Annotated in this window: 4 protein-coding genes; all 4 read left to right on the top strand. The window is 39.1% G+C overall.

Annotated elements, in window-relative coordinates; all coding sequences use genetic code 11:
• The coding region (locus Q0F90_RS09005) for a hypothetical protein (RefSeq protein WP_296004917.1) at window positions 1-440 on the top strand (440 nt) is incomplete at its 5' end.
• Between the two features lie 222 nt (window positions 441-662).
• The gene (locus tag Q0F90_RS09000) at window positions 663-1187 is read left to right on the top strand and encodes an RHS repeat-associated core domain-containing protein (RefSeq protein WP_296004916.1); all 525 of its coding nucleotides are present in this window, start codon (window positions 663-665) and stop codon (window positions 1185-1187) included.
• Between the two features lie 53 nt (window positions 1188-1240).
• On the top strand, window positions 1241-1627 hold the full coding sequence (locus Q0F90_RS08995) for an SMI1/KNR4 family protein (RefSeq protein WP_296004914.1): 387 nt from the start codon (window positions 1241-1243) through the stop codon (window positions 1625-1627).
• Between the two features lie 143 nt (window positions 1628-1770).
• The gene (locus Q0F90_RS09255) at window positions 1771-1944 is read left to right on the top strand and encodes an RHS domain-containing protein (RefSeq protein WP_367113432.1); all 174 of its coding nucleotides are present in this window, start codon (window positions 1771-1773) and stop codon (window positions 1942-1944) included.
• Window positions 1945-2101 lie beyond the last annotated feature (157 nt).

Genomic DNA, 2101 nt, shown 5'->3' with positions numbered 1-2101 from the left:
GTGTAGATTTAAAACCAGAAGAGCATTATTCTTTAGCTTGCTCTCAGCATAACTATTTATCTGTTTTAGCTGTTGAAGGTGTACAAACTATTATTTTAGGAGACGAACCTTTACCAACTTTTGCAGTACACAAACTAGATGCTAGTGAGATTTTTATATTCAGAGCTTATTGGATTAATGATGAATCACACATTGACACTCATATAAAAAATATAGTGGATGGTCATCATAAATATCAACCATTAGAAGAAACATCAATTTTCATTAATGATGTTGAATGGGTTATATTTGATAGTGCTTTCACTTTTAAAGATAAAGAAGATAGTATAGAAGTAAAATTTACTCATAAAAATTGCTTGTATAAAATCCAAACATATTTGTACGAAGCATCTGATATTTCTTTTTTAATTCATTCATTTAAATACTATAACGAACTGTAGCCTAAAACACTCATTTTATAGATAAAATGTAGTGCTGATTGCATGCGTTTCAACTTTTTAGCAAACTGCAGCCTGTATAACATGCCGGTTTAATATGTACGGTGCGTGCCAGCAGCACGCACGCGGTTTCTGTTTTTCAGACGACCTCACTATCTTCTTTGAGGTCGTCTGAAACATTGGTTTTTTAACAATTTCATTATTTCTCAGCATCAAGGCCACCTCTTGCAGGAAATCCAACCGGACGGCAGATATACCTATCTCTACACCGAACCCGACAGCCACGAACCCTTGGCGCAGGTACGCAACCACACCAATGCCGAAGGCGAAAGCAAACAGGAAACCCACTACTTCCACTGTGACCAAATCGGTATCCCAAGAGAGATAACCGATAGCGAAGGCAACCTCTTATGGTGTGGCAACTACACCGGCTGGGGTCGTCTGAAAGAGGAAACCAAGGTAACGGATAGCGCATACCAACCCTTCCGCCTGCAAAACCAGTATGCCGACCGTGAGACGGGACTGCATTACAATTTCTTCAGGTATTATGAACCTGATGCGGGTCGGTTTGTGAATCAGGATCCGATTGGCTTATGGGGTGGGGAGAATCTTTATTGGTTTGGGCCTAATGCGCAAGTTTGGGTAGATTTCTTTGGTCTTGCAAAAAAACATCCTCCAGGAAGAAGCCATGGAGGTTATAGAACCTATGACATGGATTCCCATAGCATATTGAGCCCCCAAGCAAATTAAACGAGCACTAAGTCAAAGTTGCAAGTACTTCAAAGAACTAGGAGCACTTTAAAATGAATAGACATGAATTAGAAGCCTTATATACTTTAAATAATCCTGCTACTAGCCAAGCTATAAAAATGCTACCTCCAGAGTGGTATATTTTATATCCTTCATATCTTCAATTTTTAGAACTAAGCAATGGATTATTTGGAGATGAGATAACCCTTTTGGAAGCTGAGGATATCCAACAAAGGAATATTGACTATGAAGTAAAAGAATATTTGCCAAATTTTCTTATGATTGGAGATAATGGTGGAGGGGTTGCCATTCTGATGGATAATAAAAATCAAAATATTTTTGCTGTCGGCATGGGAGTAATGAGTGAAGACTCCTTAGAAAAAATATCATCTTCTTTAGAAGACTTTCTATTAGTAAAAAAAGGAATGTTTAATTATTAGCAAGCCGTAGCCCGCACAAAATCTTCAATCCTGACGTAGGGTGTATGCTGTATGCACGCGGTTTCTATTTTTCAGACGACCTTTACTAAATCGCCTCTCCCAACGGACTGGTGTACCGCTACGAATACGACAGCTACGCCCCCTTGGCGAAAGTCCGCAATTGGACTACCGCAGACGATGAAAGCCGCCAACAAACCCACTACTTCCACTGCGACCAAATCGGCATCCCGCGTGAGATGACCGATAAGGACGGCAACCTGGTTTGTGGGGAAGAAGCAATTTTTATAACTATTCTCAAAATGTACAGGCTTGAGTAGATTTATATGGATTGTTGTATGGTTGTAATGACGGAGATACAAAAGATAGTAAATTAATTAATCCAAAAGAATTGAAATGGATTTTAGATCAAATAGGCACAGATCCACATGCGTTTAAAGCTGATTATGTTGGTAAACGAGCCGTATCTTATTATGA

Origin of the sequence: uncultured Veillonella sp. (assembly GCF_934190855.1) — a bacterium.
In the GTDB taxonomy this organism is placed as follows: domain Bacteria; phylum Bacillota; class Negativicutes; order Veillonellales; family Veillonellaceae; genus Veillonella.
Note: the sequence above shows the minus strand (reverse complement) of the source record. Positions and strands in the feature narration are given on the sequence as shown.